At 32.2% G+C, this 4,288-nt stretch carries 2 protein-coding genes and 1 pseudogene; 2 read left to right on the top strand and 1 reads right to left on the bottom strand.

Going from position 1 to position 4,288, the window contains the following annotated elements; genetic code table 11:
* Positions 1-232 (bottom strand): annotated as a pseudogene (locus BAQ49_RS04340) (IS6 family transposase); the annotation flags it as partial.
* A gap of 346 nt (positions 233-578) precedes the next feature.
* Between BAQ49_RS04340 and BAQ49_RS04335 the strand changes: the two are divergent.
* Together BAQ49_RS04335 and lepB are read left to right on the top strand one after the other, a co-directional pair.
* On the top strand, positions 579-2,696 hold the full coding sequence (locus tag BAQ49_RS04335) for a peptidoglycan D,D-transpeptidase FtsI family protein (protein ID WP_071744321.1): 2,118 nt from the start codon (positions 579-581) through the stop codon (positions 2,694-2,696).
* A gap of 490 nt (positions 2,697-3,186) precedes the next feature.
* Positions 3,187-3,627, top strand: a complete 441-nt coding sequence (lepB, locus tag BAQ49_RS04325) for a signal peptidase I (RefSeq protein ID WP_071744320.1) — start codon at positions 3,187-3,189, stop codon at positions 3,625-3,627.
* Positions 3,628-4,288 lie beyond the last annotated feature (661 nt).

The raw sequence follows: 4,288 nt of genomic DNA, 5'->3' as shown, positions 1-4,288 counted from the left end.
CTCTCCAAGAGTCATTTGTTGACTTAAGATGATGTCGTACTTTCTCTTCTAATTGAGGTCCATATTGATGAAACCAGCGCATAATCGTTGTGTGAGCAATTGATAATCCTCTTTCCTCCATCATTTCCACCAGGTTACGAAAGCTCAAATTGTACCGTAGGTACCACCTTACTGTTAATAAGATTAGTTCAGGCTGATAATGCTTCCATTTGAACAAATTCTCCTTTTCCATACTGATCACACACCTTTTGTAGAGTAGTAATATCAGTATGTCCAAGTTTAAGAGATTTTTTGCACCAGAACCATAAATGTGATGTTTTGGAATGCTGTTTTCATTTGGTTTTATACATGTCCAAAAGGTGTACCTTTTGAAGTGATGAGATGTATTTTAGGAGTATTAAAGTTTCTTAAGTTAATTGCATGTATAAGTGCTCTCTTTTTTAAAAAATATATATTAATAAAATCAGGTAATACTTTAGAAATTCTTTAAATTTATTTCACTTTACTTATTCATATATATTATTTAATATATTTTAAGTAAAAGTATTGGATTTAATATTATTTAAGCGGAGGTTTACATGAGCAAAGGAAAGCCCAATAAAACAAAGAAAGATAAAGTTACTTTTAGATTAAACGCACTGTTTTTTTGTGTGTTTTTACTATTTTCAACTATTATTCTTCAGTTAGGAAAAGTACAACTCGTTGATGGAGAATCTTATAAAAATATAGTTGAAAAACAAGAAAACGAAACCATTAGTGTCCCCGTTCCACGTGGACAGATTTTTGATCGAGAAGGTGAAAAGGTTGTTAACAATAACGCTATTCGTGTCATAACGTACACAAGAATGAAAGGTATACAATCCGATGATATTCTGAAAGTAGCTAAAGACCTTTCAAATATAATTGAAATACCCGAAGAAGATATAAATAAATTAACTGAAACAGATAGAAAAGATTTTTGGATGCAAATGAATAAAGAACAGGCCCAAAAAAAAATAACGAAACAAGACGAGGAAAAACTTAGAGCAAAAAATATTGAGGGAAAAGGGTTTGATAATACAATAGAAAAATTGAGACGAGAACGTGTCACTGATGAAGAACTAAGTAAATTAACGCCAGAAGACCTAAAAGTATTAGCTATTAAAAGTAAAATGAGTTCAGGATATCAAATGACACCTCAAGTTATAAAAAAGAACGCAACCGAGAAAGAATACGCAATAATAAGTGAGAATTTAGAAAGATTCCCAGGGGTAGATGCAACAACAGACTGGGATCGTAATTATGTAAATGGGGATTTATTCCGTTCGGTATTAGGAAATATTACAAGTGCTGAAGAAGGGCTTCCAAAAGAAAATTTAGACTCCTATTTAGTGCGTGGTTACAATCGTAATGATCGCATTGGAAAAAGTTATATTGAACAACGATATGAAGACGTATTACATGGAGAAAAAGCTGAAGTTCGAAATATTACTGACAAAGAAAAAAATATTACTCAAACAGAAATGATTTCCAACGGGAAGAACGGAAAAAATTTAACATTAACAATCAATATGAAATTACAGAAGCAGGTTGAAGAGATTATTGAAAAGCGTTTAAAAGAGTTTAAAGGTTCAGAACCACTATTAGACCGAGCGTTTGTTGTAATGATGGATCCAAAAACAGGTCAACTTTTATCCATGGCTGGAAAAAAATTAGTGAAAAAAGATGGGAATATAAAAGTAGAGGATTATGCTTTAGGTACATTGACTAGCTCTTATGAGCTTGGATCTACCGTAAAAGGAGCTACACTTTTAACAGGATTTGAGACAGGTTCCATAACACCAGGAACATATTTTCATGATGCACCAATGCATTTTAAAGGAACAAAACCCAAAAAATCTTGGAAGGATTTTGGAAGTATTGATGACCTACGAGCGTTACAAGTTTCATCAAATGTTTACATGTTCAATACAGCTTTAAAAATTGCAGGCATAAATTATGTACCTAATAGATCATTAAATATTACAGCAGCTACATTTGATAAAATGAGATATTATTTTGGACAATTTGGTTTAGGTGTTCCAACAGGTATAGATTTACCAAATGAAGATATTGGACAAATGAGTAAAGAAAATTATCAGCCAGGTTTCTTACTAGATTTAGCTATTGGACAGTATGATACGTATTCACCATTGCAGTTAGCACAATACATTTCTACTATTGCAAATGGGGGATATCGAATGAAACCACAGATTGTGCAAGAAATTCGAGAGCATACAGTGAAAGAAGAAGAGATTGGAAAGGTTGTACAATCCATGGAGCCAGTTGTATTGAACCGTGTAGATATGAAAAAAGAATATATTGATCGAGTACAAGAAGGTTTCAGAAGAGTATTTCAAGAAGGTGATGGAACAGGTGTGCATTATTTCCAAAAAGCTTCTTATAAACCGGCTGGTAAAACAGGAACAGCACAAACAGTTTATGGAGGAGATGATCCTGTTGGTAGAGATGAACAAGGGAAAAGAATCCGTTGTTATAATTTAACTTTAGCAGGATATGCTCCATATGATAACCCGGAAGTCGCATTTTCTGTTGTTGTACCATGGGTATATGATGATAAAGGTGGAATTAATTCAATGATTGGTAGAGACATTTTAGATGCATACTTTGAATTAAAAAAGGATACAGGGGATAATACCCCTTCTCAAACAAACTAAATAAAGCGAATGAAGATAATAAAAAAATGCCCCCTACATTAAAGCTTAGTAGGCGGCATTTTTTATGAAATTATTAATAAGGAATGGAACCATATGTTATCTGAAGAACAAGAATATAATCTTAATGTGAACTACCCGCCACTTAGCTAAGCTTGAAGTGGGAGCTTCTCAGTTCCACGACGAAAGTAACCTTTCATCTCCCTGAGCGTTACTTCGGGGTGTTCCACCCCTAGATGTCCAACGCTTGGATGCTCTTTTGGTACGGTTGATATTTTACGCAGGAACCGAATGGCTTGGTTTTCGCACTCTATTTTCTTCCTGCAACCTCATATATCAAGTTATCAAAGAACTTCATATAGCTAGTTTATCAAAAGTTTTTGGCTATGCCAAACCGAAATTCATCTCCCACCTACCGTTGGGCTATCGCCCTTCACACGCTTGAGGAAGGAGAATTCTTTCGGTAAATTCGTTAAAGTTTTTTCTATTTGGTATGTTGATGTTTTTGTTGTTATTTTTCAATTTTGATTTTTATAAAGTAAAAGGAAATTCCATGTACCCCACTGTACAAGATCAAGAATATATATTAGTAAATAGAGCAGCTACAACAATCTGCCCATTATATCATGGGCAGATTGTTGTTATAAAAATACCGAATGATTCCAATTATTACATAAAAAGAATAATTGGTTTGCCCAATGAAACAGTTAAAATGGTTAACGATTCCGTTTATATAGATGGGGAGAAACAAGAAGAACCTTATGTTTACAAAGATTTAATTAATAAAACTGAATTTTTCTCCAACTTTAGCGAGAGGAAAGTGCCTTCAGGCAAATTATTTGTAATGGGAGATAATTGTTATAAAAGTATGGATAGTCGAAACGGTCTAGGGTATATAGATAAAACTATACTCTTTAACCAGTTAAAGGTATGATCTGTTATAAACTCTGAAAATGCTTGAATACTATAAGTGACAAATAATATTCCAAATATGCACATGTTGAATTTTAATATTTTTAGACTTTGCATAATGTTCACCTCGGTCTTCGGATTAAGATATAATCATTATTATATCTAGATTATTTGTTTAAAGAAATAGAATTTGTAGTGTGTAGAATTTTTAATTAGTCTATATTATTGTATTTACAATGATATTTAAAAGTAAACTTCTATCTAAAAGTTTACATTCATATTCAAAATAAGTTAAAAGCACTTTTTAATGTTTTAAAAGTTCTTTTAAGTTGATGTTGATGTAACGGAATCTAAAGTATGTAGGAATTTAAAAAAGTCCCTTAATAAGGCTAAAGGGACTTTGCTCACACAAATGATCTGCACATCAATTCACTTTTGATATACAGATCATTTGTATGATAATTTTTATAAATAATTGCGGAATTATGAACTTACATTACTGCTTTTAAAAGTTCTGTTACTAATGGAAGTACTCCACCTAAGAATGTTAAAACTGCCATTGCGATTGTCATATTATTTCCTCCTCTGTTGTTGATGCTAAGATGTGATTTATCTTTATGCTTTCATTATAGTAAGCGCTTACATTTTTATCAATACATTCTTATATGTAATATTGCATATAA

This window comes from Bacillus proteolyticus (assembly GCF_001884065.1).
Lineage (GTDB): Bacteria > Bacillota > Bacilli > Bacillales > Bacillaceae_G > Bacillus_A > Bacillus_A proteolyticus.
Note: the sequence above shows the minus strand (reverse complement) of the source record. Positions and strands in the feature narration are given on the sequence as shown.